The 26,639-nt window shown below is 40.4% G+C and carries 21 protein-coding genes; 6 read left to right on the top strand and 15 right to left on the bottom strand.

The features are described 5' to 3' along the window. Window positions 1-36: 36 nt before the first annotated feature. Window positions 37-216, top strand: coding sequence for a hypothetical protein (locus HXT37_RS02995; RefSeq protein ID WP_041160484.1), 180 nt, complete (start codon window positions 37-39; stop codon window positions 214-216). A 171-nt stretch (window positions 217-387) separates the two neighbouring features. On the opposite strand, the gene HXT37_RS02990 is transcribed toward HXT37_RS02995, so the two are convergent. Further along, complete coding sequence (locus tag HXT37_RS02990) at window positions 388-1,791, bottom strand: MFS transporter (RefSeq protein WP_012914034.1); 1,404 nt, start codon at window positions 1,789-1,791, stop codon at window positions 388-390. A gap of 130 nt (window positions 1,792-1,921) precedes the next feature. Then, window positions 1,922-2,878, bottom strand: coding sequence for a nucleoside hydrolase (locus HXT37_RS02985; RefSeq protein ID WP_064621673.1), 957 nt, complete (start codon window positions 2,876-2,878; stop codon window positions 1,922-1,924). A 341-nt stretch (window positions 2,879-3,219) separates the two neighbouring features. On the opposite strand from HXT37_RS02985, the gene HXT37_RS02980 reads away from it, so the two are divergent. Next, window positions 3,220-5,496, top strand: a complete 2,277-nt coding sequence (locus tag HXT37_RS02980) for a HelD family protein (protein ID WP_102703005.1) — start codon at window positions 3,220-3,222, stop codon at window positions 5,494-5,496. Window positions 5,497-5,557: 61 nt separating this feature from the next. Here HXT37_RS02980 and nrdR read toward each other — a convergent pair whose 3' ends face one another. Together nrdR and HXT37_RS02970 are read right to left on the bottom strand one after the other, a co-directional pair. After that, window positions 5,558-6,013, bottom strand: a complete 456-nt coding sequence (gene nrdR / locus HXT37_RS02975; RefSeq protein ID WP_033888678.1) for a transcriptional regulator NrdR — start codon at window positions 6,011-6,013, stop codon at window positions 5,558-5,560. A gap of 232 nt (window positions 6,014-6,245) precedes the next feature. Further along, window positions 6,246-6,623, bottom strand: a complete 378-nt coding sequence (locus HXT37_RS02970) for a LysM peptidoglycan-binding domain-containing protein (protein WP_421779732.1) — start codon at window positions 6,621-6,623, stop codon at window positions 6,246-6,248. A 217-nt stretch (window positions 6,624-6,840) separates the two neighbouring features. Here HXT37_RS02970 and lexA point away from each other — a divergent pair, with 217 nt between their 5' ends. Further along, window positions 6,841-7,515, top strand: a complete 675-nt coding sequence (lexA, locus tag HXT37_RS02965) for a transcriptional repressor LexA (protein ID WP_421779782.1) — start codon at window positions 6,841-6,843, stop codon at window positions 7,513-7,515. A gap of 124 nt (window positions 7,516-7,639) precedes the next feature. Here lexA and HXT37_RS02960 read toward each other — a convergent pair whose 3' ends face one another. The 6 genes from HXT37_RS02960 to HXT37_RS02935 all read right to left on the bottom strand — a co-directional run bounded on the left by HXT37_RS02960 (window position 7,640) and on the right by HXT37_RS02935 (window position 14,527). After that, complete coding sequence (locus tag HXT37_RS02960; protein WP_004110818.1) at window positions 7,640-8,119, bottom strand: GreA/GreB family elongation factor; 480 nt, start codon at window positions 8,117-8,119, stop codon at window positions 7,640-7,642. A 71-nt stretch (window positions 8,120-8,190) separates the two neighbouring features. Then, on the bottom strand, window positions 8,191-8,598 hold the full coding sequence (locus tag HXT37_RS02955; protein WP_004107148.1) for an FKBP-type peptidyl-prolyl cis-trans isomerase: 408 nt from the start codon (window positions 8,596-8,598) through the stop codon (window positions 8,191-8,193). A gap of 280 nt (window positions 8,599-8,878) precedes the next feature. Continuing rightward, window positions 8,879-10,387, bottom strand: coding sequence for an L-serine ammonia-lyase (locus HXT37_RS02950; RefSeq protein WP_103014040.1), 1,509 nt, complete (start codon window positions 10,385-10,387; stop codon window positions 8,879-8,881). A gap of 85 nt (window positions 10,388-10,472) precedes the next feature. After that, window positions 10,473-13,097, bottom strand: a complete 2,625-nt coding sequence (locus tag HXT37_RS02945; RefSeq protein WP_421779730.1) for an HAD-IC family P-type ATPase — start codon at window positions 13,095-13,097, stop codon at window positions 10,473-10,475. Next, window positions 13,087-13,824 carry a hypothetical protein gene (locus HXT37_RS02940; protein ID WP_004110825.1) on the bottom strand — a complete coding sequence of 246 codons (738 nt, stop codon included), beginning with the start codon at window positions 13,822-13,824 and terminating at the stop codon, window positions 13,087-13,089. Before HXT37_RS02940 ends, HXT37_RS02945 begins: the two co-directional genes overlap by 11 nt. Window positions 13,825-13,918: 94 nt before the next feature. Further along, window positions 13,919-14,527: a pyroglutamyl-peptidase I gene (locus tag HXT37_RS02935; protein ID WP_116773780.1), complete on the bottom strand. Its 609-nt coding sequence runs from the start codon at window positions 14,525-14,527 to the stop codon at window positions 13,919-13,921. 408 nt (window positions 14,528-14,935) lie between these two features. Here HXT37_RS02935 and nox point away from each other — a divergent pair, with 408 nt between their 5' ends. Then, window positions 14,936-16,276: a H2O-forming NADH oxidase gene (gene nox / locus HXT37_RS02930; RefSeq protein WP_116440580.1), complete on the top strand. Its 1,341-nt coding sequence runs from the start codon at window positions 14,936-14,938 to the stop codon at window positions 16,274-16,276. Between the two features lie 186 nt (window positions 16,277-16,462). Next, window positions 16,463-17,587 carry a 4-hydroxybutyrate dehydrogenase gene (locus tag HXT37_RS02925; protein ID WP_116431793.1) on the top strand — a complete coding sequence of 375 codons (1,125 nt, stop codon included), beginning with the start codon at window positions 16,463-16,465 and terminating at the stop codon, window positions 17,585-17,587. A gap of 108 nt (window positions 17,588-17,695) precedes the next feature. Here HXT37_RS02925 and HXT37_RS02920 read toward each other — a convergent pair whose 3' ends face one another. Both HXT37_RS02920 and HXT37_RS02915 read right to left on the bottom strand, forming a co-directional pair. Beyond that, window positions 17,696-19,774, bottom strand: coding sequence for a YhgE/Pip domain-containing protein (locus HXT37_RS02920; RefSeq protein WP_004110836.1), 2,079 nt, complete (start codon window positions 19,772-19,774; stop codon window positions 17,696-17,698). After that, window positions 19,764-20,540: an ATP-binding cassette domain-containing protein gene (locus HXT37_RS02915; protein ID WP_004110838.1), complete on the bottom strand. Its 777-nt coding sequence runs from the start codon at window positions 20,538-20,540 to the stop codon at window positions 19,764-19,766. Before HXT37_RS02915 ends, HXT37_RS02920 begins: the two co-directional genes overlap by 11 nt. Window positions 20,541-21,073: 533 nt before the next feature. Between HXT37_RS02915 and HXT37_RS02910 the strand changes: the two genes are divergently transcribed. After that, window positions 21,074-22,414 carry a Na+/H+ antiporter family protein gene (locus tag HXT37_RS02910; RefSeq protein ID WP_162863127.1) on the top strand — a complete coding sequence of 447 codons (1,341 nt, stop codon included), beginning with the start codon at window positions 21,074-21,076 and terminating at the stop codon, window positions 22,412-22,414. Between the two features lie 213 nt (window positions 22,415-22,627). Here HXT37_RS02910 and HXT37_RS02905 read toward each other — a convergent pair whose 3' ends face one another. From HXT37_RS02905 to HXT37_RS02895, 3 genes are all read right to left on the bottom strand, one after another. Further along, on the bottom strand, window positions 22,628-23,206 hold the full coding sequence (locus tag HXT37_RS02905; RefSeq protein WP_103013960.1) for a LemA family protein: 579 nt from the start codon (window positions 23,204-23,206) through the stop codon (window positions 22,628-22,630). An 80-nt stretch (window positions 23,207-23,286) separates the two neighbouring features. Continuing rightward, on the bottom strand, window positions 23,287-24,273 hold the full coding sequence (locus HXT37_RS02900; RefSeq protein WP_116431794.1) for a DUF3137 domain-containing protein: 987 nt from the start codon (window positions 24,271-24,273) through the stop codon (window positions 23,287-23,289). Between the two features lie 438 nt (window positions 24,274-24,711). Further along, window positions 24,712-26,478: an ABC transporter ATP-binding protein gene (locus HXT37_RS02895; RefSeq protein WP_116431795.1), complete on the bottom strand. Its 1,767-nt coding sequence runs from the start codon at window positions 26,476-26,478 to the stop codon at window positions 24,712-24,714. Between the last annotated feature and the right edge of the window lie 161 nt (window positions 26,479-26,639).

Raw genomic sequence — 26,639 nt, 5'->3', positions numbered from 1 at the left:
TGTATAAGCTTCGAGGTATACTTAAATGCCTAATTTTTGGCACAATTGGTTAAAGATTACAAATTAACTGCTTCTATATTTAACAAAAACAACAAAGACTCACTTATTACAGATTTAATTTTTAATGCGAAAGTTGATGATGATTTTGTTTTAGGCAGAGAATCATGGTGGAAAGAAGTATTAAAAAGTGAGGATTTTGGCTATAACGGTAATTAATTTAAATAATCATTAGAAATAAGCTTCACCAATACAATATCAAAAGATTAGTATTCAGCGTATGAAAAAGATTTGATAGCGTGCAAGCAAAGTAATACAAAAATGGCCACTAACCAATCAGCCCAACACGACTGCAAGCTAGTGGCCACTAACATATTGAGTAAATAATAATTACTCTTTAACCATAAGACTACGAGCAATGTAAACTACTAAGCCAATAAAGGCTACAATAGCGCCCATCATAAGCAAGTTAGAATAACCTGCACCTAAGCCTTGGATTCCAGCAAAAGAGAATCCTTTTAGCAAGTTTCCGCCAAAGAAACCGCTGAAAATGGAAATACCGATTGATGCTGTAACATTCATAACTAAATCATTCATACCGCATCCACGACCCGATTCTTCAACAGGCAATGCGCTAAGAACCGTTGAAACGATTGGCGAATACATAAGTCCGCAACCAGCGTAGTAAACGCATGCGCACAAAGTTAGAACAAGGAATCCGCAATTGATGAATACAGCAGCTCCAACCCATCCAAGAATCATAAGAACAGCAGCTATAATAATGCCAGCTTTACGTCCAATGAAACCGATAATTGTTCCAGAGCATGTTCCAAACACTGCTGCTACAACGAATGCCCATACAAGGTAGGAAGAAACTGCCTCAGTGCTCATATGATACAAAGCTCCACCAATAACATTGTAAATTGGAGGCATGCAATAGTTAGTAAAGTAGAAGATGAATATTAAGACAATGCCCGAAAGCCAACGCTTATTCTTAAAGAATGCAGGAGTTACAAACGGGTTCTTTGCCTTCATAATATAGCCAGCAAACACAACAAACAGCACGATGGATCCAAGCAACAATCCCCATGCCTTGTACGAGAAGAACAAAGTCAGCAATGCAACAGCAATACCAAACACTGTAAAGCCAAGCTTATCTATCTTCCCACCAATACCATTCTTTGTAGGCAAGCACTTAACAAGAACTGGCAAGAACAGAATAGTAATTGCAGGAATCAAGAACAAATACTGCCAAGCAATAGAACTAAGAGCACCAGCAGCAAAAACGCCAATAGAAGCAGAAAGCTGATAAGCTGCAGTAAAGAGTCCAAAGAAAATTACCTTAAGATCGTTGCGCAAATACTTAGTTGCAATAACAAGGAAGGAAGAACCTGCTACCTGCTCGCCAGCGGTTTGTAAAATACGCGCAATAATAACAGTCCACAAGTTTGGAGTGAAGAAGAAGTTTGCAATAAAACCGAACAAGGATCCAACAAACAGTGTTACAAGTCCGATTGTTATGAGTCTACGAAGCGACACAAAGTCACCCAAAGAGCCGTAAATAAAGCACACAATGCCTAAAACAATAATTGGCAAACTCGTAATAAGAGAAGCTTGATTAGGAGCACCAACAGCTTTACCAATCTGATCGAATACCAGATTAAATCCTTGCAAACACAATGTTCCAAGAATAAAGGTTATAAGAAGTAAAATTAGCGAGTAAATCGCCACTTTGTCGCGGGTTTTTGGATCCTCGTATGGGTCTACCGCGCTAAATTTTGCAATCTCAGTCATAATAATCCAATCAATTAATATTTTTAGTTTCTACATTGGTAAATAAGGCACGTCGTATATTGCGGAAAATGTTGCGATTTACGGCGTGTCGAACAACAAAAAGCGGAGCTAAAACTCGTAAAATCCACACTCATCCAGCGATTTTTGCCAAGCCAGAAATGCGCGTCATAAACTCGTTCAAGAATCGTGGAACATCAACACCAACAGCAACTTGCATTGTTTTAACAGGGTCATTCAAGCGCGTAACATCACCAATTGTGCGTCCACGAGTTGGGCCTTCAACATCTACCTGCATGTTGATTGGTAGAGTTGTAACAAGCGTTGGATCCACAGCTACCGCTACTGCCAAAGGATCATGCAAGCCGCATCCGCCAAGGTGCGGAGCCGTAGTCTCATATGCCTTAATGTAAAAATCGGTCATATCTGCAAGGAACTTGCCAGCCTTTGTGCCAAGGTCACGCCACTGCTTTGTCTCCTTGTAAGTAAGCAAAGTCTGTAATGTAACGTCCAAGCCAACCATTGTTACTGGAGCGCCAGAGCGGAAGAGTACATCTGCAGCATCTGGATCTTGAGATATATTCGCCTCAGTCCAAGCGTTTACGTTTCCATGAATGGTAAGCGCGCCGCCCATAAGAACAATCTTGCCAATCTCATCTTTGATTTCTGGAGCCTTATGCAATGCAGCAGCAATATTTGTCATAGGACCAGTTGGAACATAAATAAGATCCTTGCCATAAGTCTTAACTGCATCAATTATGAAATCAACAGCTGGCTCAGACTCAGCTTCACGCTTTGAATCTGGAATAACAACATCGCCAATACCATTGTCACCGTGAATGAATGCAGAAATAGGCAGAACTTCAAACGAATCTTTCTTGCTCGCATGCGGCAAACCACGATACACTTTAACTTCTGGATGTCCAAATAAATCTGTTATAGCAAGAGCATTACGAACGCCCTGTTCCATTAAAACGTTGCCATACGTACCAGTAATACCGATCAGCTCAACCTCAGGGCTACCAAGAGCATAAGAAATTGCTAAGGTATCATCAACACCAGTATCCAAATCAAGAATAAGCTTCTTCATGTGAACTACCTTTCTGATTACAAACTCGCTACATCAACAGTGATGCAGTAAGCCATTCTGTTTATTTCTAAGTTGCAACAAACTAGTAGGCGTCAACCTCATCGTTTTATGCTTCACAACTCAAGAATTCTATCTCTCTATAATTCAAAATCAACCCTTATAAACATATGTTTAGATTATATTTTTGCGGCAAAATAAAACGCAATTATTCGCTAAGCTTTTAGCTTGTTTTAATTTAGATTACAACACGAAATAAATCAGTGGTTTATGCCTCGAGATACACTTAAATGCCTAAAAATTGGCTTTGATTTGGCTGCAGATTCTACGAAGAATGGAAGCGTATGTCTACCTATTCCTCACAACTTAGCGAAGAACAACAAGCTGTTGACCGAGCTTATAGCCGTCTAGATGATTTGCGTAATACTATTCGCGCGCGCTTAGACGCTGTGCGCGCGTCAGGTTCGCACGGTTCACCAACACAGCGCACAGAGCGCGACTCATTCGCAACCATGTACGAAGATCGTCTTACACAATTACGAGCTGTTGAAGATCGTCTTGTTTTTGGAAGACTTGATAACACAGAAGGCATTAGGCGATACATTGGTCGCATTGGTTTGCTTAGCGAAAACCATGATCCTATTCTTACAGATTGGCGCGCTGAAGCTGCACGACCTTTTTATGAGGCAACCCCTTCGCATCATGGCGATATTGTTATGCGTCGTCATATTACACTCCGTTTCAGAGACGTTATTGGTGTTGAAGATGAAGTACTTGACATACATTCTGATGAAATAGGAAAAGCTTCACAACAAGGTACTCTTACTGGCGAAGGAGCACTGCTCGCATCTTTAGGTTCTCGCAGAACCGGCAAAATGACTGATATTGTTGCCACTATTCAAGCAGAACAAGATCGAATTATTCGCGCTCCTCTTGATCACACTATTGTTGTACAGGGAGGTCCTGGCACAGGAAAAACAGCTGTTGCTTTGCACAGAGCAGCCTATTTGTTATACACTCACAGGCGCAAACTTGAGCGTTCAGGAGTTCTTATTGTTGGTCCAAGTTCGGCATTCTTGCGTTATATTGATCAAGTACTCCCTTCTCTTGGTGAAACAGGTGTAGTAAGTAGAACTATTTCCGACTTAATTCCTGGAATTTGTGCTACAGATGAAGATTCTCCATACGCAGCAAAATTAAAAGGAATGTATCGTATGCGAACAGTTATTGCGAATGCAATTGCCGCTCGTATTCGCGTTCCTAAAAATCTTCCAACAATTCATGTTGGAGGATTTGGTATTCCTCTTCTAAAAGAAGATATTGAGATAGCTCAATCAGATGCTCAACGGACTCACCAGCCGCATAACCAGGCACGAAATACTTTTATAAAAACCGTGCTCAGCATATTGAAAAATCGTTATTTGGAAAAACTTGATTATGTTCCAGATCAAGCTGAATTAAACGATATAACTTCTCAACTTCGTCTTGACGATAAACTGCGCATTACTTTAAATCTTGCATGGTTACCTATGACTGGAGAATGGCTCATTGACCAACTTTTTGCTAAACCTGACAAATTACGCACATACGCACCTTGGTTGAGCGACGAAGACATTAACTCACTTACTAGACCAAAGGGCAGCCCGCTTACTCGTTCTGATATTCCATTACTTGATGAAGCTATGGAATTGCTCGGTCCTGATCCAAAACTTGACGCTCAAAGATCTGCAGCACAAGCAAAAAAACTTGAAGAACAACAATTTGCAGCTGACACTTTAGCACAAGCTGGTATTGGAAATGGCATAGTAACTGCTGATATGCTTCTTGATAATCTGCAAGGCGACGATGCAGGAATGCTTGCCCGTAAAGCAGCTTCTGACCGCGAGTGGACATATGGTCACGTAGTTGTCGATGAAGCTCAAGAGCTTACAGCAATGGATTGGAGAATGCTTATTCGTCGTTGTCCTTCACGCTCCTTTACTATTGTTGGCGATGTTGCACAAACTTCTGCGCTCGGAGGAACTCACAGATGGCAGAAGAATATGAATTCTCTATTTGGAGAACCAAATTGGGATCTTTACGAGTTAACAATTAATTATCGAAATCCTAGTGAAGTTTCTGAAGCAGCAAGCAAAGTTGCAACAGATTCAGGATTATACATTTCTACTGTTCATGCAGTTCGCTCAGTACCTGATTCACTCGTATCACAAACGGTTGAATCACAAGATGAACTCGATACTGCACTTGCAGAATCTTGTATAAAACTATTCGAAAAATTTGTCTCTGATGATGGTAGTGGTCGTATTGCAATCATTACTCCTAACAGTATAGTTAGCCATGCTAAAAAGGTTGTAAATCAAGCATTAGAACATGCATTACCTGAAAAATTATGGAATCAGTTAAACAAACAAAATGCCGATGATTGCCAATGCAGCGTTTGCACAGCTGAGGAAGTAAAAGGTCTTGAATATGACGCTGTCATAGTGTTGCAACCTTCTCAAATTGAGCAGGAAGCAGCATCTAGACTAACTGCTGCAGCCAATCTATATGTTGCAATGACTAGACCAACTCAAAAATTGCATATAATACGCACTGCAGATGACGCAAATTTTGAGAAATAGAACTCAAAATAATGCAAAAGCGCAGGGAATAGATATTCTGTAACAATAATCGATAAAATTATTATTTTTCTGTTTTACTGCGCTTTAAATCTTCAATGGCATGTTCAAAATCTTCAAGACCTGCGAAGTTTTGGTACACACTTGCAAAACGAAGATATGCAACTTCATCTAATTCACGCAATGGCTTAAGAATAGCTTTGCCAACTTCTTCAGATGTAACTTGCGCTAAACCTCGTGCTCGCAAATCAGCTTCTACTCGCATACCAATTGTCTTTAACGCTTCAGTATTAATGGGACGTCCTTGACATGCTTTGCTAACACCGGCAACAACTTTTGCCCGATCAAAAGGTTCAATAGAGCCTGAACGCTTCATTACAAGCAACTGAGTTGTTTCCACCGTAGTAAATCGATTACCACAAACTTGGCATTCACGTCTACGGCGAATAGAGTAACCATCTTCACTGATACGAGTATCTATAACTTTCGTATCAGAATTCTTACAAAAAGGACAATGCATATATTCAGCATACTAAAAAATAGCGAAAAACTACATAATATTATTTACTTTATTCAAATATTTCCGAATATTATACGATTTTATTGTCCATAATCCGAAATACTCCATAAAACACACTGAATATTACATCATCATTTTCAGTAAAACTTAGCTCATCAGTTTCAATTTCAAATATAGTAATATTTTCCCTTCTCATATTTCCCCCATTTTCATACTATTTGTACTAAATCAACTATTGAGCATTATTTAATGGAACATTAATAGACTGTCCGATAACCAAATCTTCAGAAGAAAGATGATTTAAAGCCATTAAACGCTCTACATTATCTGATATATCACCGTTTTTAGGAGTAATAGTAGCAGCATAATTCCATAACGTATCTCCAGGACGAACTGTATATGTAACAACTCTTTCAGGTATTGCAGAAACAGCAGTCTTTGGCATAAACAATGTACAGAATGTTATTGCTGTCATCAAAAGTACAGTTACACGAAAAACTCTAGTTTTGCGCGCATGCTTATTAGAAACGCAGCGTTTACGAATCAAATAAGTATTTTCTTGCATACCTACTCTAACTTCCCTGCCACTTCTAATTAATGACGTACTCATAATTATCCTTTCTCCTTCCTTAATCGACTGAACATTTGTTCTATCGAACAGATGTATTAATAATGACACATTTGTTCGATAGTTGCAACGGCGTGTCGAACAGATGTTTGATTTTTTTAAGAAAGTGCGTTAAAATAGTAAAAGCGAAAGGAGCACCATGAATAACGATGGCACAAATAACGATAACAATGGCATTAATGCTAGCGATATTAGCGCAATGTCACTTACTGACCGCCAACGCAATATTATCAATGCCATCCAAAACAATATAAAAATTCATGGATTCCCTCCTTCTTTCCGCGAAATCGGAGAAGCAGTTGGACTTAGAAGCCCATCTTCTGTGAAACATCAATTGCGGACACTTGAAGATAAAGGGATTTTGCGAATTAATGCAAATAAAGGTCGCGCTATTGAAATTCTTGATAATTCAATTGTTGAAAACAATTCAAATAACAAAATTAATAAAAATTCTTCAAGAGTTGCCAATATTAGCGCATACGAATCTGATTCTGTTATAAATTCTAGAGATGTTCCTCTAGTGGGAAGAATCGCAGCAGGAGCTCCAATAACAGCAGAACAGCATATTGAAGATGTAATGCGATTGCCAGAACGTCTTACAGGTACAGGAAATCTTTTTATGCTTGAAGTACACGGCGATTCGATGATTGACGCCGCTATTTGCGATGGCGATTATGTAGTAGTTAGAGAGCAGCATGAGGCTGTAAATGGAGACATTGTTGCAGCACTGTTAGATGACGAAGCAACTGTTAAAACTTTCAGAAATGACCACGGTCACGTATGGCTTATTCCACATAATCCGGCTTACTCTCCTATTGACGGATCACACGCAACTATTATGGGAAAAGTTGTTACAGTTTTGCGAAAAATATAGAACTTATCCACCAACCCCTCAAAAAATATTCTCCCCACTTATTTCAAAATATGAACTAAGCGGGGAGAATAATATTTATAAAATCAACTTATGCAGATTATGAAAATCATGTAACTTACGCAACTTACGCAAGTGGATGCGAATCCTTAATTGTCACTGAAATTTCACGTCCATTTGGAGCTGCATAGCTAACAGTATCACCAGCATGAGCACCCATAATAGCTGCCCCAATTGGAGATTCCGGGCTAATAACGTCATAATCCGTAGCTACAGCAATATCGCGAGAACCAAGAACATAAGTCATTTCTCGACCTGCAAGCTCAAGAGTAACCAAAGAACCATTGCCAACAGTGCCATCCTTCGGTGCTTCAAGAATCTTCGCATTACGAAGCTTTACAATAAGCTCATTAATGCGACCTTCATTCTTTCCTTGCTCTTCACGAGCAGCCTGATAACCACCATTTTCAGACAAATCACCTTCAGCACGAGCTGCAGCAATACGCTCAGTGATTTCTTCTCGATACTCACCTTCACGATGTGCTAACTCTTCTTTTAGTTTGTCATACGCTTCCTGCGTAAGTAAAATAGTTTTTTCTTCAGCCATTGCTACCTCCTTATACAACAATCTCTAAAAATAAAAACTATGCGTTCGTAAATAAAATTCACGCTCTTCTATCAACGAGTTGAAATAATATCAACAACAAATACCAACGTGTCTCCGCCGCCAATACCGGCTTGCGGTATGCCACGAGAGCCATAACCATACTCTGGAGGAATAGAAATCAACAAACGAGATCCAACATTATGACCTGGAACAGTACGATCCCAGCCCTGAATCACTTGACCGACACCAATACCAAAACTAGCTGGAGTATGACGAGCAAAGCTTGAATCAAATGGCTTGTCGCTACCCCAAACCACACCATGATAATTCACAGTTACAGTGTCACCTGCACGAACTACAGGACCATTACCTTCAACTAATTCAACAACTTTAAGGCCTGCTGGCGGTTCAGATTCAGGGAACGTCACCGTTGGCGTAGTGCCAAATTCTGCAATCACTTCTGGCATATCTTGTGCCATATTTCCTCCTTTACAAACTCCAAACAGTATAATCTGAACAGTATAACATCTACACAGACAGCTTTTAACCATCCTGCATTACTAAAGCAGCGCATTTTAAATAGTACATTTAAGTAAATGCACATTCGAATAAATGCAGTTTAGACTAACACTTCCTAGATTAACCTGTCCTAGATTAGCACTGAAACGTTACGTATGTACATGAAATATACGCATTGTGTATAACTTAGCAAAAATTAATCTCAAAACATCAACGAATTAATGCAAAAATATTAGCAAATTAGCACTCAACAACGTTTACAGCTAGCCCACCTTTTGAGGTTTCGCGATATTTAGACATCATGTCATGACCAGTTTCTTTCATAGTCTTAATCGCTTTGTCAAGGCTTACCATGTGCGAGCCATCTCCAAGCATTGCCATTCGAACAGCATTAATTGCTGTATTTGCAGCCATAGCATTGCGCTCAATACAAGGAATTTGCACCAAACCGCCTACAGGATCGCAAGTTAACCCCAAATGGTGTTCTATACCGATTTCTGCAGCATTTTCAACCTGTTCCGGGGTCCCTCCCAACACTTCGCACAATCCTGCAGCAGCCATCGAACAAGCAGAACCAACCTCTCCTTGACAACCAACTTCAGCTCCAGAAATTGAAGCATTTCGCTTAAATAAGTAACCAACAGCACCTGCAGCAAGCAAGAATCGCACAACTCCATCTTCATTAGCAGAATCAACAAATCGCCAATAATACTGCAATACTGCAGGAATAATTCCTGCAGAACCATTCGTTGGAGCAGTAACAATACGCCCACCACCAGCATTCTCTTCACTAACAGCGAGCGCAAAAAGATTAACCCACGCAGAGTCTGAACTTTCTAAAGCAGCATCCGAACGACGACGATTGTTGCGAAGCATGTCTGAATTTGCAGCTAAACGCTCATACATGTGAGGAGCTCTGCGAGGCACATCAAGACCTCCTGGCAAAATCGGTTGCTTTGAGTTGCATCCGTTTTCTACACATTTACTCATAACTTTCCAAACATGCAGCAAATAGTTGCGCACGTAGTCAGCATCACCTTCATGCAATGCAAGCTCGTTTTGCCACACAACATCGCTTATTGACATATGCTTTTCTCGGCAAATATTTATAAGCCCGTCGCATGAAGTAAAAGGATAAGGTACAGTGGAATCTTTTGTTTGATTTGAAGAGCTTGCAGCATTATCACTACTATTTCCGTTATTACTTTCGCTATTATTCTCGCTTACACTATTCTTATTGGCATTATTTTCATCTTGCTCAGTAACACGCTCATGCAAGCCAACCATTGCATCATCTGCACACCCTTGACGAATAAATCCGCCGCCAATTGAATACCAAACTTGCTCATCGATTTTATTTCCGTCAGAATCAATTGCAACAAAACGCATTCCATTAGGATGAACAACCATTCGCATCCATTTTTCAAAAATTACGTCCTTATCGTAATCAAAAGCAATAGTATGTTCACCTGCAAGCGTTAAAGTGCCAGTTTTTTTGCATTCCTGACGAATAGTAAGCATATGATCAGTGTCTACATTATCTGGAAGATTTCCTTCAAGACCTGCAACGCAAGCGCGATCAGTGCCATGACCAAGACCTGTTAAAGACAGTGATCCGTAAAGAGTCACACTTACGTGCGCAACGTTTGCAAGACTACCACTTTTTTTAAGCGATGAAACAAACGAACACGCAGCTCGCATAGGACCTACTGTATGTGATGAACTAGGACCAACGCCTACTGAAAACATCTCTAAAATACTAAACACGTATCTATTGTAAGCATCATTAAGCTCACGTCGACACACTAATTACATGAGAAATATGTTAGATTGTTCACTTCTTACTTTGTTTAGATAACAAGTTTGCTAAACTCACGCACACAAACCATAAGATTACAGCTAAAACAACAGCTATAAGCATTACAGTAAACGCGCTTCCTGCAGTCGGCACGTGAATTTCGAAGAATTTTGCAGTAAACGGTATAAAAGCTCCAGCAACTCCAGCTGCAGCAAATAGCGCAACCATAATTCCTCTCCACGAGCGCAACGGCTTGGCAACGCTTGCAAGCACGAGTATGCCGAGAACAAATACGATTACGGAACAAATACTGCGAGTAGTTGCCAAAGCTTGCACGTTTGAGACAATAAAACGAGATGCTATCAAATTATTTGCAACAACATCGTCAAGATTTAATCCCAAAACTCGCGGAGCTATAACAGCAGTAGCGAGCACAGAAGCAGCTATAGCAAATCCGCTAGGAACAGCAAAATGAACAACTCGCTTCAAGAAACCTGGAATGTATCGACGAGTATTAGGTGCTAAAGCGAGCAAAAATGCTGGAATACCAATAGTTAAAGAACCAATATAAGTAATGTGACGAGGCAAATACGGGAAGTGCAACGCTAGAAGCACAACTCCTGCAGAAATAAGCGCAGAATAAACAGTTTTTACAAGGAATAAGCCAGCCACACGTTCCATATTTGCCATCACTTGCCTACCGCGAGCCACAACATCCGGCAAATGCGAGAATCGTGAATCAACAAGAACCACTTGAGCTACAGCTTTTGCAGCAGGAGCAGCATTGCCCATAGCAACGCCCAAATCAGCTTCTTTAAGAGCCAAAGTATCGTTCACGCCATCACCAGTCATAGCAACAACATGACCTTGAGTGTGAAGCGCCTGAACAATCGCTTTCTTTTGATGAGGAAGCACGCGCCCAAGCACATCCACATTTTCAAGCACTTTAGCCAATTCGTTAATATCTTCTGGCAATTTTCTAGCGTCCATTGCAGCAGGCTTGCGATCTCCTGTTAAGCCAACTTTTGCAGCAACAGCCGCAACTGTTGTAGGGTTATCTCCCGAAATTACGCGGCAACGCACACCCTGCTCACGGAACCATTTAAGCGTTTTGCGAGCATCATCACGAATACGCTCAGAGCAGCGAACTAAAGCAATAGGATGAGCATTTACGCAAATAGTTGGAGAATCGCCAAAAGTTTTATCTGTTTCTGTTACGCTACTTACGCTGCTACTATCGACGCTACTTACAGTACTACTTTCGCTACTTACTTTTGCAAGCAGCAGCACGCGCTCACCTTGCTCCGCATAAGAATTAACTTTCGCTAAAAGTTCATTAGAATTTGCATAATTAATCGCGCTTAGCAATACTTCCGGAGCACCCATATACCAAGTTTCATGTTCTCCGCTGCTTTTCGCATATTGCACCGCACTCCACTTTCTAGCAGAAGAGAATGGAAGACGGTTAGATACATGCTGGCTAGCTGCAACTCCTTTAGAGCCAAGCCCTTCCATAATCGCAACACCTGTTGCGTTCGGATTTTCTTCATTTGATAAGTCGAATAAAGCTTGATTGGTTTGCAAGTTGGTCTGCAAAGATATTTCGGCACCACTATTATCTAGATTTTCCACGCCAACGAATGCAATACCACCGTCGGTTATAGTGCCAGTTTTGTCCAGATTCAAGCAGTCTACGCGCGCTAAAGTTTCTACAGATTCCAACTCCTGAACTAACGTTTGCTTACGAGCAAGCCGCATAGCAGCCACCGCAAAATTAAGCGAAGTAAGAAGAACCAATCCTTCTGGAATCATGCCAACAACGCCTGCAACAGCAGAAACAACAGCTCTCCTCCAAGCACCAGTCTGCCAAGCTTCAACAAATCCGCCAACCTTGTGCATTTGCGACCACACAAGCAGCACACACAAAGGCACCACAACCATCGTCATATACTTCAAAATCGTGTTAATTCCACGGCTTAAGTCGGAAATTGTTTTGGTATAAACTTTCGCTTGCGCCGCCAATTTTGCCGCATAACTGTGCTCTCCTACGGCAGTAACACGCGTTAAAGCCATTCCAGAAACTGCAGTAGATCCGGAATAAACGTTATCACCTTTTGCTTTTCGAACTGTAGCAGACTCGCCCGTGAGCATGGACTCGTCCATTTCTAAGCCCCACGATTCCAGCACTTCTACATCTGCAGGAACTTGTTCACCAGCCCTAAGCCACAAAATATCTCCAAGCACAATATCTTTGTGCGCAATCTCAATATTTTCTCCGCCTCTACGAACCATTGCGTAAGACGCCACAAGTATAGAAAGCCTATCCAAAGTGCGCTTTGCTTTTAATTCAGTCACAATGCCAATTCCAGTATTTACCAGAATTACCACACCAAAAACAGCATCCTTCCACGAACCAGTGGCAAGCACAACAACCATTGCTGTGAAAATAATCGCGTTAAACAATGTAAACACGTTCGCGCGCACAATATCCATTAAAGAGCGAGAAGTCTGCTTAGAAGTAATATTCACATCTCCGCGAGAGACTGTCTCTGCAACTTCTTCTGTGCTCAAACCAGAAACTTCTACTTTAGGAAGCACCGCAATAGCGTTATTTTTGCTAATTTCTGTAGATGCCATTGCGTTTTGTTCGTTATTTGTCATTTATAATCACTTCCCTACTATGCGGTGTATTGTCGATTATTGCTCGAACGATGCTTAGCAAAGACGAACGCTCAAATTTTGATTTATTGCTTTTATTGTTTAAAGATTCGCTATTTTTTGATAAATAAGATTCATGAATATTTTTTCCAATTCCACTTCCATCGCTATCAAAATACAAAGTAGCTGCGTATAAAGTTGCGTCTTTTGGTGCTTTTACAGGATTTATTAACGCAACTGGCACTCCAGCGTAACGCACGTATTGCAGCGCAGAAATCCATGCTTTGCTTTCGTTTTGTTTATTGCGAGTGCTGTTATTAAGCTTGTTATTCTCTTTTATATTAGGTTGATTATTATCATTATGCAGGTCGTCAACGCCTGTCACGTCGAGCGCGTCTATAAGTATTAATGAAACAGGTTGCTCGCTTGCAGCGCGAATAGCTTGCTGAGCCGCTTCGTTAGGATTAACAACATTTGATAGCGGCACATAAGAAGCACTCAATTTTGACGTTTTACAATGCTTCATAACTTCGTCATCAAGCGCAGCTAATTTTGAACCAATGACCAGCAAATGGATGTCATTAATATCTATGCCGTCGTGAATTATGTCTCCAGCGCGACCAGTGCTACCAACGGCTTTACCCTGCGGCTCGCAAGCACTCAACGTACCCAACGTTAAAGCAGTTACGACAGCAGCCGCAAAAATGGTAATAGCGCGTTTAGAAAACATAAGACTTTTATACCACACCTTCAACATAAGTGGCTGTTTTGAGTTATTTTATGCAATTTGACAAATTAAAGATTTGCTGGCGATTAATCTGCAATCACTTGCAATCATCCGCAATTACTTGCAGCGCAACTTCAATACCTCGAAGCATATCAACTAAACTCATAGAACTCGTAGTAGGCTTATCAAGAATCTGCTCAGGCAAATATGGAACGTGAATAAAACCACTCTTAATCGGCAATTTTTTAGTCTGGCAATAATGACAAACACTGTAAAGCACGTCATTACACACGTACGCGCCAGCAGAAAAAGACACAGACGCCGGCAATTTTGCTTTATTTAAAGCATCAACTATGTTCACAACTGGCAAAGTCGCTTTATAAGCCACATCACCATCCTGCACAACAGGCTCATACCAAGGCTTATACCCACTATTATCCGGTATACGCGCAGCTCTACAGTTAATGCCAACATACTCAACGTTAAAACAAGCAGAACCACCAAATTGCCCTAATGAAAGCACAGCATTAGGGTGAACTTCCTCTATTTTCTCAATAACTTTTTGCGCGCCCTTGCTAAATTCCGTAGGAATCTGCAAACGAACAAGTTCCACACCCTCAGGCGCATGCACTGATTGCGCAATCTCCCACGACGGATTTATAGACTCATTATTAAACGGCGTAAAACCAGTAATCAAAATACGCATCACAATACCCCTTCATACGAATATCACTTTATAAAACATTAAAACGCATCACAAAAAACTGTACATATGTGAATGTCACTGTATATAAACTGTATACAAACTTCAGGATTCAACTACGTAATTCATGTTCGCAAAAAGATTAGTGATAGTCAGATTGTGAAATAACCACACAACTCCCTCACAACACGCACAAAATCAAAATTGGTAAGACTCGCATTCGTGTAATAGTATTGTGCATTGGATGTGCATTCGCGCCGCAGCGTGAATTAAACAAAGCAGTTGAAGCACATACAATAATTTCAACAGAATTTAGCGGAATTAAATTAAACTAGATTAAATTAATTTCAGCAGAATTCAACAGAAATAAACAAAATTAAAACTAGATTCAACGACGAAAAGAGATTACCGATGACGAAGATCATTCAGATTGGCGCAAATCACGCCGGCACTGCCTGCGCTAACACCATTTTGAGCTACCCAGGGAACGAGCTTACCATTTACGATCAGAATAGCAATATTTCCTTCCTTGGTTGCGGTATGGCTTTGTGGATTGGCAAGCAGATTCAAAGCAGTGACGGACTGTTCTACCAGAAGCCAGAAGATTTTGTTAAAAAAGGCGCTAAGGTAAATCTTGAAAGTAAAGTTTTAGACATTGATTACGCAAAGAAAGAAGTAACAGTCGAGCTTAAAGATGGCACTGTTATTCACGATTCTTACGACAAGCTGGTTCTTGCTACCGGCAGCCTTCCAAACAAGCCTCGCATTAAGGGCATTGACTTGGAAAACGTGCAAATGGTAAAGCTTTTCCAGAATGCTCAAACTGTTATTGCTAAGCTACAAGAGCGTGATTTCCGTAATGTTGTGGTTCTTGGCGGCGGCTACATTGGCGTGGAACTTGCGGAAGCTTTTAAGCGACTTGGCAAGAACGTAACTCTTATTGACATGGAAGACCATATTCTTAACGGCTACTTTGACCCAGAGTTTTCCGATAATTTGAAGCAAATTATGGAGAATAAAGGCATTAAGTTTGAACTTGGTCAAACTGTTGAAGAAATTGTTGGAGACACTGAAGTCAAGGCTGTTAAAACAAGCAAAGGCACTTACGAAGCCGACATGGTGATTTGCGCTATTGGCTTCCACCCAAACGTTGCGCTCGGCAAAGACCACTTAAAGCAGTATGCTAACGGCGCTTTCCTTGTTGACAAGAAGCAGCAAACTTCCGATCCAGACGTGTACGCAATCGGCGACTGCGCTACAATCTACGACAACGCTCGAGACCGCGTAAACTACATTGCGCTCGCTACTAACGCAGTTCGAAGCGGCTTGATTGCAGGTCACAACATTTGCGGAACTCCTGTAGAAACCGAGGGCGTGCAAGGCTCTAGCGCAATGATGATCTACGACTACAAGCTTGTTTGCACCGGCTTGAGTTTGACTGCCGCTCAAAAAGAGGGCATGGACGTTAACTACGTTGATTTTGAGGATACTCAAAAGCCTGCGTTTATGGAAGTTGAGAATCCAAAGGTGAAGATTCGCATCGTTTACAAGAAGGATACGAAGGTTATTGTTGGTTGCCAATTGGCTTCTAACTACGATATGTCTGCCGCAATTCACCTGTTCTCGCTAGCTATTCAAAAGAAAGTCACGATTAAGGAGCTTGCTTTGTGCGACATCTTCTTCATGCCTCACTTCAACCAGCCATACAACTACATTACGATGGCTGCTTACACGGCTTTGTTGAAGGGATGATTAAACTTTGCTGATTAGCTTAGGCTGAATCACTTTTTCTGATTAGCTTAAATCGCATTTATTAAACCAAGCAATCTGTTCTATAATGGAGCAGTTGCTTGGTTTTTTAATCATCCGCGCACAAAAGAGCGCACAAAACGCGCACTATTAGCATAAGACATGCAGATTAAAACAAAGGAGTCTAGGATGAAGCAGCTTTCTATTAAACCAACTATTCATAAGTTCGAGAACGCACGCGACTTCGCGCAAGAATTCAAGCTCAGCAAGGGCGATTTGGTTATTACAAACCAGTACATTTGGGAGCCTTATTTTGGCGATTTGAATCTTGATTGCGACGTGATTTTCCAAGAGAAATACGGCAAGGGTGAGCCGAGCGACGCAATGGTTGATGCAATCGTTAGTGACATTCACACAACTCCAAAGCGCGTGATTGGCATTGGCGGCGGCACTGTTTTGGATATTTCGAAGGTTTGTGCATTGAAGCAAACAAGCCCGCTTGAAGACTTGGTTGACGGCAAGATTCCTGCACAAAAAGGCGCGGATCTTATTCTTGTTCCAACTACTTGCGGCACTGGCTCCGAAGTTACGAACGTTGCGGTGTTCTCGCTTACTAAGCGCAATACCAAGAAGGGTTTGGCGAACGATGCTTGCTATGCTACGGACGCTGTTCTTATTCCAGAATTGTTAAAGAGCCTGCCTGATTACGTTTTTGCAACCAGCTCTATTGACGCTCTTACGCATTCGATTGAGTCCGCACTTTCTCCTATTGCAACCGAGCTTACAAAAATGTTTAGTTACAAGGCTTGCGGACTTATTTTGCAAAGTTATATGCGAGTTGTTAAAGAAGGCAGCAGCGCAAAAAGCAAAGTTGTAAGCGACTTGGTTTCGGCAAGTCTTTACGCTGGCATTGCGTTTGGTAACGCTGGCTGCGGTTGCGTTCACGCGATGGCTTATCCGCTTGGTGGAACTTTCCACGTGGCTCACGGCGAAACGAATGCAGCTCTTCTTACAAGCGTTTTGCGATACTATGCTAAGCACGACGAGAATAACGCAGAAAACACTGAGCTTTCTAAGCTTTTTGACTTTATGGCAAATATTCTTGAATGCCAGAAAACAGACGTATTAAATAAGCTTGACGAAGTTCTTAACACGATTCTTCCTAAGCACAAGCTTCACGAGTATGGCATGACCGAGGATATGATTCAAAGTTGGGCTGCAAGCGTTGTCAAAGAGCAGCAGCGACTTTTGAAGAACTCCTACATGCATATGGACGAAGCCGCCATTGCCGAAGTCTACGCGTCTACTTTCTAAAGTCGGATAACGTATTTATAAAGTAACTAAATTAAACAAAATTCACTAAAAAATCCCCGCAACCAACAAGAGCTGCGGGGATTTTAATTATCGCGCCTGCATGAACGCTTATGCATCAAGCGTTATTACAGGATGCAAATCAAACATTTTTACAGTACGCTTCATGCGGAAGGCAATGCTTGTTATGGCAATCGCAATAACGCCGAAAAGCACAAGCATTCCAATGCCTGAAACTATTTCACCACTGTTCTTTCCAGACATTGCTTGACGCAACCCCATAATCGAGTACGTCATTGGCAAATATGGGTGAACAGCTCTAAAGAATGCCGGCGTCATTTGTACTGGGAACGTTCCTGCAGAGCTTGTGATTTGCAACATAAGTAGCACAATCGCAACTATTCGCCCTGGCATGCGGAACACCACCATAATCATTTGCATTATAGCCATAAAGACTATTGACGCTAGAATCCCCAGCGCGTAGAATGCAACAACATTATCGATTTGGAACTTCAACGCTCCTTGAACAACGCCCATAAGAATAATCGCTTGCGAAACGCCCATAATCACAAACGGCGTCAAGCTAATAAGCGCGCTTTTAAGCGGATTCATGCCGTTTAGTATCGCTCGCCTATCCATAACTCTCAAAACGAATGTTGTCATAAGAGCACCAACCCAAAGGGCGATAGAAATAAAGTAAGGAGCAAAACCAGTTCCATAGTTTTCAACGTGCGAATACTCGTGCTCCTCCAAGGAAACTGGTGCGCTCATCATCTTACTTTTTTGAACAATACCGTTTACTTTTCCAGACTTTTGAGCATCTTTAAGCCCGTCATGCAATTTCTTAGTACCATCAACAAGCTTTGGAGTGTTATCAGATAGCTTCTTAGCGCCGGAATTAAGCTGATCAGAACCGTTCACTATTTTCGCAGAACCTTGTGCAGCTTCATTCACGCCACTATTTAGTTTCTCGCTACCGTTACTTACTTGAGCCAAACCGTCAGCAAGCTTATTTGTGCCAGCAACTAACTTATCTGAACCAACATTAACTTTCTCCATGCCTTGCATAAGAGCGTCAGCACCGCCCTTTATTTGCAAGCTCCCTGCAGAAAGCTTGTCTGCTCCAGCGCTTAAAGCAGAAAGATTTGTTTCTAGAAGATTAGAATTTTCACCTAATCCTTCTGCCAATCTTTGCAAATTAGCAAGCACGTCTTCCTTTGTTACTGCTGGGTTTTGCGCTTGCATAAGAAGACCAGTAATTTGTGCTTTTGTTTCAGCGTTTCCAGCTTTAACATGTTCTTCTAATTCGTTGCTTGAAGCTGCAAGCTTTTGAGCTCCTTCATAGAATTCGCTTGTCGCTGCCGATAGCCTTTGGGTTCCTTCGCTTAACTGTTGGGCTCCGTTTGCTAAATCTTGCGTTTTTTGTGCAAGATATTGAGCTCCTTCTTTGCTGCGAGCATTGGCTTCAGTTAGCGTATTCGCGCCTTTTTGAAGCTCCCCTAATCCGCCTTGAAGTTTTTGCAAAGATTGCGAAAGTTTATTCGACCCATCTGCAAGCTTATTTATTCCGCCTTGCAAAGACTTTGAACCTTCATGCAATGCTCCAGCACCGTTTGCAGCAGCACCAAGAGAATCGGAAGCTGAATTAACTTTCGCAAACATGTGCTCCCAATACTCTTGAGCAATCGCCTCGCTAATCTCAGTACGCATAGTGCGGAAAGCAGTTTTACCAATTTGTGAAGCCAGCATATTGCTTGCTTGATCGTACTTTACGTGAAGTTTTGCTTTAGTTGGAGTATCGTATTGCGCGGAAGCAATGCACTTACTAAAGGAAGCTGGAATAGTTGCTACCATAAAATAGTTGCCATTTTTAAGGCCCTTATTTGCTTCAGCACTATTTACAAAATTCCATTGGAAACCTTCACTACCGTCTTTTTGATTCTTTAAACGAGTTTTGATTTCGTTTCCAATGTTTCGCATTTTGCCGTTAATCATAGCGCCATTGTCTTCAACAACAACAGCCACAGGCACAGTATCCAAAGTCTTATAAGGATTTGTAAATGCCCATAAGTAAAGCGATCCGTATAAAAGTGGAATCAAAGCTACGGTTCCAATAACAAGCTTTCGAGCTTTTCCTTTCATCGTATTGTTAATCTCACGAAATGCAAGAGCAATAGTACTAACGTGCATTGTTTTCACCACCGTTTGCTTCACTTGTAGCAAGTTGAGAATCAGTATGAGAATTTTCTGTTTTCTCATTATTTGGCATAAGTCTTAAGACTTGATCCGCTTGCTTTTCTAACTCACTTTGCAAAACTCCAACAAGGCAGGAGCAGTAGTTTTTGCTAACATATTCGCGAATATCGGAAAGTAAGCATTCGCGTTGCTCACTAGTAAGCTCCGTCTCAATTCCATCAACAAATAGCAGCCACGGTTGCTTTAATAATGCCAACGCAATTGCCAAACGCATGCGCTCGCACGGAGTCAACTCTCCTATTGCTGTTTTGTGAGGAGAAAATACTTTCCATTGAGCAAGAAGATTGTACGCGTATTGGCGCAATGCTTCGCGATTTTTTACATCATTTTTATACTGTTCGCGAAATAGTGGCGAAGATGATGCGAGTTTTAGCTCACTCATCAAAGCTTCTTCTATTGTTTGCATTTTGTAGAATTCGTTAATTCCGTTGAATAATCCCAATCCCACATATTTACGTGATTTTTTAAAATCGTTAGGAAGAGTTGAGTCCGCAATAGTAAGAGTTCCGTTCGTAAATTTCATATAACCAGACAGTGCAAGCAGCAAAGCTGATTTTCCAGAGCCGTGTTCACCTGATATTGCAACGATTTGATGAGGCTCTACTTTTAACGATACGTCCCAAAATGGTGTTCTTCTAAATATTTGTAAGCCTAATTCTTTAGCTTCTAAAAGTGTTTTACTATCTTTCATAATTTGCATGTTTGACGCTTGTAATTAAGATATGTCGTAATATCCTTTTTACTTAGAGCGCCAGGCATTCCTCCTTACTCTAAATACTCTAAATAACTTATTTTCAGTTTTTTAGTTTTTCAGTTTGTTGTTTATTGTTTACTGCTTATTTTTAGATCTTCACAATTAGCAAAACAATTTTTAATTTTCGCATTGCTTTATCGCCACTTTTCAGCAGTAAACTCACGTTGCAATACTGCAATAAAACGGTGTAAAACCGAACATTTGGTGATTTATCAATTCTTCACCACTAATCATTTAGAATACTCTTTTGTGCAAACAATTGTTGAGTTACACTAATTTTTTTATTTAATTGTTTATATTTTATATTCACTCAAGAAACATGTTGTAAACACTTCCATGCTATATTGTCTTTAATTACTAAATGTAAGAAATACATATGTAAGAATACATATGCAAAAATACAAGCGTAAGCAATACGAAATAAAACGTATTGCTTCAAACAATACATTAACATTCAAGCATTTGAAGGGGTGAACGGCATGCTAGGTTTGCAAATTTTAAATATCATATTTAATCCGGTTATTGTGTCGGTTGTAGTGCTATGCGCGCTTAGTCTTGCAAAACTTAATGTTTTGCTAGCAATGATTATAGCTTGCATTGCAGGTGGCATTGCCGGTCATCTTCCTCTTTTTGGTGACGGAAATCACACAATTATGGCTTTGCTTTGCGACGGTTTCTCCACCAACTCACAAACCGCTTTAGCCTACATTCTTCTTGGAACTTTTGCGGAAGCAATTACCGCAACAGGCTTAGCTCAAATTATTTCTAAAAAAATTAGCTCAATTATTGGCATGAAAAAGTACGCTCTACTTGCGGTACTAACTATTATTGCATGCATGTCTCAAAATATTGTGCCGGTTCATATTGCTTATATTCCTATTCTTATTCCGCCTATTTTGAGAGTTATGAATAAGATGAAGCTTGACCGTCGAGCTGCAGCATGCTGTACTGCTTTTGGTCTTGAGGTTCCATATATTGCTATTCCGTTTGGCTTTGGTCTTATTTTCCAGACTGTTATTGCTACGAATCTTTCTAAAAATGGCATGAAAGTTAGCGTTGCGGACGTTAGCGCTGTGAACTGGTATTTGGGTGCTGCAATGCTAGCAGCTTTGCTATTTGCCGTATTTGTGCTCTATCGCAAGCCTCGCGAATACGAAACCACCGAAGCTGATACTCGTGCTGCTGACGCTGTTGTCGGACCTCTTAATTTACGCCATTATGTGACTATTCTCGCAATTATTGTTGTTGTAGTAGTGCAAATTATTAGTAAAGATCTTTCACTTTCTTCTCTTGCAGGTCTTGCAACGATGATTATCTTTGGCGCAATAAAGTGGAACGACATCGACAAGCAGCTTACTGGCGGCGTAAAACTCATGGGTCTTATTGCGTTTGTGATGCTCATTGCGGGAGGATATGCTAACGTGATCCAAGCTACAGGCGGAGTTGAGGAGCTTGTGCACTTGGGTGTTGCTTCTATGGGTCAGAACAAGCTTGTTGCTGCATTTGTGATTACAATTATTGGTTTGCTTGTGACTATGGGCATTGGTACTTCGTTTGGTACGGTTCCTATTCTTGCGGTTTTGTTCGTGCCACTGTGTCAGAGCATTGGTTTCAGCACTCCTGCAACGATTCTTCTTATGTCTTCCGCTGCAGCTCTTGGAGACGCAGGTTCCCCTGCTTCTGATACTACGCTTGGACCTACTTCCGGCTTAAACGCAGACGGTCAGCACAGTCATATTTGGGATACTTGCGTTCCAACGTTCCTTATTTTCAATATTCCGCTTATGGCTGCCGGCATTGTAATATCGCAGTTTATTTAGCAGATTATTTCCGAAAACACGGCAAGTAAAAAACGCAACTAGCGAATAACGCAAGTAACCAATAAACGCCAGTAGAGTTGAAATAAACTCCCTGGCGTTTATATTTAAATACCAATCAACCAATCACAAATCAGTCAATCCCAAAGTGGCCAATCACTGCAAATTCGCGGGCGATTGGCTATATTAGATATACCGTCTAGCTAAACATTTTCACTAGCTCAGTATGCTGTCAATATTCTTCTTATTGCTTAGATTATCTTCGTCAAGAAAAGCCATCTGCTTTATTCCGCTTAAGCTTGCAATAAGCGACACTGGGAAGGTAACAATATTTTGATTAAGAGTGCTTATATTACTATTAACAATTCTTTTTGCTGCCGCAAGCTGCTCATTTTCGTCGTTTATTTCTTCCTGCAAGTTCAAAAATTGTTCAGAAGACTTTAATTCCGGATAAGCTTCCGCCAAAGCAAAAATCTTCCCTATTGCATGATTCTGATTTTTGATTACCGAACTAGAATCCGCTGAGCCCAATCCCTCTCTTAAACTTACTAAATCCACTAATGTTGTTTTTTCATACTTTGCAAACGACTGCGCAACTTTAAGCATTTGGCAAATCGTATCGTATCTTTTAGCGAGCGCAATATCAACGTTTTTCCGCGACTCTTCTATAATCACCCTATATTTTCTTAGCCTATTTAACATGCCAATAAACCAGACAATAAGCACTACAAGCACTATTGCAACACAAATTAGCACAGTGTTCTTATCCATAACGTCACCCATAATGTCTCCCATAACATCTCCTTTAGTTCTAGTATTTTCTAATTTTTTAGTTCGCTAGTATTGCAATTTACTAGTTTCTACTTTTGTAATTTTTACTTTTGTAATTTCTCTCTAATTACGTTAATTATTTCGTAATACTCAGCCAAAATATCTCTAAATTTTGCATATTCTCTTGTTAAAGATAGGTTTTCTATTCCAGATTTTCCTGGAGCGCCGAATAAATACCGACCAGAATCAAAGGCTGCAACAATACGCTCACTATCTAGGTATAAGCAAACTCGCATTCTTTTTTGCAAATTATTCATTAGTTCTATAAAACTTGGATCTAATACCAGTTTTGTATAAAAATCGTCTGTAGAGAAGACTGAATACGAGTCGTTAAATTCAATGGATTCTGTCTGAACTTCGCTCTCCTCTTTTGTTTTTTTACCATAGTATCCATTTAGTTTTTGTCCCATAAAGTTCTTTCCAGTAACAGGGACGATTCTAATGTGGCCATTTATGTTGGTTTTTGAGTTTATTAATAAGACTTGCCCAATAAAATCCGTTTTTTTAACACTTTTTCCACTTTCACTTCTAGAAAAGTGGATTGCTTGCATATTTGAAAATTCAGTTTTAAATTCATCGCCAAAAATTATGTGTTTACTTGAATAATACCTACTAGATATTGGCAGAAGATTATCAAAAATGCTGCTGTCAATTCCTTCGGAATTGTTTAATACTGTTCCAGGCAGAATCACATTTAAAATCGGCGTTAAAACATTATCCGCATATAGCGCGTCTACATCAACCTTATTATTTACAAAAAACTTACCTGCAAAGCAAACAACAAAAACACCTACTATTAGTAAATAATATTTGTAACGAGAGTAATCAATATTTGGAAAATAGTTATACAAAGTGCCTAAAACCATTACTACCGGTATTATTGGAATTAAACGAATTGGATCAAAAGAGTTATTTTTTACGCCTTCTTTTAAAGCACTTAATTTTCCTTGTATTTGGGGAGATTGTTCTATTTGTGCGAGTCTGTTTAAAACTTCTGGATTTGTAAATACGCTACCATATTTTACATTCATGTCATCTCCCTTTTATAAATCACTCGTCATTTTTGACATATTTTGCGAATCACTATGCACAACGTTGTAGGATTTGAATTTACAGTATCATTGTTTGGGTTTGTCTGATTCTGATTACTTGAATCATAGTTACTCTGGTCATTAGTCATACTGATTAAACTGTTCCATATATGCCTTTTCTCTAACTCTATACAATCTAAATTACACAAGATCATTAAATAAAAACAGATTTTGACTAAAATTTATTTTGCAAAATTTTAAAGCAAAGAAAGCACTGCAAGTAACAGCGTAATTCCTTAAAATGTAACTCGAAAGCAGGTTGCATTGCTGAGAAAGTGGCCAATTGCTGCAAATTCGCACTTAATGGCTACTAACACTGGCTCAGAATCACTTGCGCTAAATTGCACAGCGCATTGAGAGCAAACCAGCTCCACATCCTCACATAGACACAGTGTAAAGCGAGTAGAAGTAAGCTTTCTGATTCATAAGCTCCTCAAAGCTTCCGCGCTCAATAAGCTCGCCGCTTTTCATCACAAGAATCTCATCATATTGCTTAAGCGAATTAGCATCCAAGCGGTGAGTTACCACAAGTCGAAGAATTCCTTGCAAATCCAAAATAGACTGCGTTACGTTCGTGCCCGTCTCGTTATCTAACGCGCTCGTTGCCTCATCAACCAGCAGAATCTCGGACTTTTTAAGCAAGCTTCGCGCAATAGCAATACGCTGCTTTTCACCGCCAGAAAGATGACTACCATTCTCACCACACTGATAATCCTTGCCTTTAGCAGCAATCAAATCATCCAAACCAGCCAAGTGAATCACGCGATCCACTTCCGAATCCGGGAACGGCTTAAAAAGCGTAATATTATCTAAAATCGAAGCATCAAACATAAACACAGACTGCTGCATAAGAGTAGTCTTATCGTAAAGCGAACTCTTGCTCACATTGCTAAGCTCGTGATTATTCAGCTTCACACTACCTTCATAATCCTTGTAGTATCCCATAAGCAGATTAATCAAACTACTCTTACCAGCTCCAGAAGGTCCTACTATTGCATAAGATTTTCCAGCTTGCAAAGTTAGATTTACATTTTTCAAGACTTTATGATCCAGGTCATAAGCGTACGAAACATCGCGCAAAACAACGCTTTTAATAGAATCGTCAATGATCTCGCCAGAATCTTCCTTAGCGTTACTCATATAATCAGCCATCTTGCTAATAAGCTTCTTAGCGCCCTTCATCTCGCCAAGCATTTGAGGAAGACTTGCAATAGGCTGAAGCACGCCATTCATCAAATTAGTGAAAGCTAACACCATTCCAGCAGTAATAACGCCCACGTGAGCGTTAACCATCCAAGCGCCAACAAGCATCACGCCAAGCTGAGTTCCAAGACTTGAAATAGTACCAAGAGCAGAAACAGTAGTCATCGTTTTTTCGCGAAGATTCTTAGTATGCTCAAGCTCCATCGACTGATTCTGATAACGGTTAATAACCTCTTGCTCCGCCTTAAAACTCTTAATAACCGAAACGCCGTTCAAAACATCCTTCGTTAAGGCTGTATAAGACTCGTTCGACTTGGAAACCTGCTCCTCGCGAGTGGCAATCCCGTTAGCTGTAAGAATCGAGCACGCCATTGGAAGCACAGAAATAATAAGAGCAATAACAGTGAGCAATGGACTATAATAAATCATAAGAGCCAGAGAGCTTACGAGCATAAGAACGTCTTGAAAAAAATCAAAAATCTTCTTCAAATACTTTTCTTGAATACGCTCACAATCATTAGTAAGCACAGAAAGATACGTGCCGGAATTCGCGAGCGAAAAATCACTATAACTCTTCTGTAAAAGCTTCTTGATAACAGACTCTTTATACTGATTCATTGCTTTTTCAAGAAAGCGAGGGTACGAGCTGCGCTTCAACGCGAAAATCAGGGAGATTGCCAGCATAAAGGAAACAACAAGCAGCAAAATAGTAATTAAAGAGAAAGCTCCTTTACCTGCCATATAGTCGAAAATAATTTGCAAAATCCAAGAAATAGCAGTGTAAATCATAGACAAGGAAATAAAAACTATCATCGAAAGAAAAGCTACAAGCTTGTTTTCCTTGAAAAATAGTTTTACGTAATTTTTTACGTCGGGATGTAGTTTGGATGATTGCTGATTCGCGGGCGATTGCTGATTTGCTGTATTGTCAGTTTTGTTCATTCTCGCTACCTCTCACTTCCTTTATATCTATTTGCTATTCTTGCTATTTTTGCTATTTTTCGCTAATAGCATTTTCGCAGCTAGCATTTTCGCTTTCGAATTGCTAATCCACTCTCTACTAAGTATTGAAAGACACACTATCATACTTATCCTGATTGGTC

Source organism: Gardnerella sp. DNF01151 (assembly GCF_049244235.1).
GTDB classification, from domain to species: Bacteria; Actinomycetota; Actinomycetes; order Actinomycetales; family Bifidobacteriaceae; genus Bifidobacterium; species Bifidobacterium swidsinskii.
This window is presented reverse-complemented; position numbering and strand designations above follow the sequence as displayed.